Origin of the sequence: Yinghuangia sp. YIM S10712, from assembly GCF_051388935.1 — a bacterium.
GTDB lineage: Bacteria > Actinomycetota > Actinomycetes > Streptomycetales > Streptomycetaceae > Yinghuangia.
Window position 1 is genome coordinate 580706 of record NZ_JBPKBI010000002.1, and the last position, 1476, is coordinate 582181.

The following is a 1476-nucleotide window of genomic DNA, read 5'->3' on the forward strand; positions in this document are numbered from 1 at the left end:
TATCGGGACGAAGCCGGGACGAATTCTCAATCCACGTCCCGGAGTTGTCACCGTTGTGTGACTGTCTCCGAATCTTGGAACCCCGGGGCGCTGGGGGGACGTCAAATGCAGCGCATAGGGCTCGCAGCCAGGTCTGCGGAAGCGACATAGGGAGGGATCGCGTGCCCCGTTTCACAGGAGCGACGCGTACGGGGGCCGCCAGGCTGGCCGCAGGTCTGCTGGTCGTACCCCTGTTCTTGACGGCATGTTCGTCGGGGGGCGACAGCAAGCCGGAGGGCACGCCGAGCGGCGGCATATCCGCCGACGCCGGAGGGGGAGGCGGCAAGAACAAGCCGCCCGCGGCACCCGCCGCACTGGCCGTCACCCCGGCGGACGGCGCGAAGTCGGTCGAGACCGACGGCGTGCTCGCGGTCAACGCGACCAGCGGCAAGGTCACTTCGGTCGTCGTCACCGACGACAAGGGCAAGACCGTCGAGGGGACGACGTCGCCCGACGGTGCGAAGTGGACGCCGAAGACGCCGCTGGCCAACGGCGCGAAGTACACGGTGGCTGCGAAGGCCGCCAACGCGGACGGCGCCGAGGTCACCGCGAACAGCAGTTTCACCACCATTGCCGCGACGAAGACGTTCGACTACTCCTTCAGGCCCGACGAGACCGACGGCGACACCCTGGGCGTGGGCGGCGTCATCTCGATCAAGTTCGACAAGCCCATCAAGGACAAGGCCGCGATCGAGCGCAATCTCAGCGTCGTGTCCGAACCCGCCACCGAAGGCTCGTGGAGCTGGCTCAAGGACCACGACGGCAACGACCGCGTGGACTACCGGCCCAAGGAGTACTGGAAGCCCGGCACCAAGGTGACGTGGGCGGCGAACCTGGCCGGCGCGAAGTCGGGCGACGGAACCTACGGCGAGAAGAACCGCGGCGGCACGTTCACCGTCCGGGACTCGATCGTGGCGACCGCCGACCTGGCGACCAAGCACATGACGATCGCCAAGAACGGCCAGGTCATCCACAACCTGCCGATCTCTGCGGGCGGTCCGTCGTACCCCACCTGGACCGGTGTCATGGTCGTGATGGACAAGGTGGACGGCATCCGCATGAACTCCGAGACCGTGGGCCTCGCCAACGCGTACGACATCGACAACGTCCGGTACGCCGTGCACCTGTCCGCGTCCGGCACGTACTCGCACGCCGCACCCTGGAACGAGGGCAAGTTCGGCAAGATGAACGACAGCCACGGCTGCATCGGCCTGAGCACCGCCAACGCCAAGATCTTCTTCGACCTGGTCAACTCCGGTGACGTCGTCGAGGTGATCAACGGCACCGAGAAGAAGCTCGCGCCGGGCAACGGCTTCGGCGACTGGAACATCGACTGGGAGACCTGGCGCAAGGGCAGCGCGCTGGCCGGCGCCGCGTAGTACGCGTCAAATCGCGAGCAGACCGAGGTACCCGTCGGGGGGGGTCTCTTCGGAGACG

Annotated in this window: 1 protein-coding gene; it reads left to right on the forward strand. The window is 67.0% G+C overall.

The window, feature by feature from the left end; all coding sequences use genetic code 11:
- Positions 1-161 precede the first annotated feature (161 nt).
- Positions 162-1418 carry an Ig-like domain-containing protein gene (locus ACRX5W_RS07935; protein WP_436787231.1) on the forward strand — a complete coding sequence of 419 codons (1257 nt, stop codon included), beginning with the start codon at positions 162-164 and terminating at the stop codon, positions 1416-1418.
- Positions 1419-1476 lie beyond the last annotated feature (58 nt).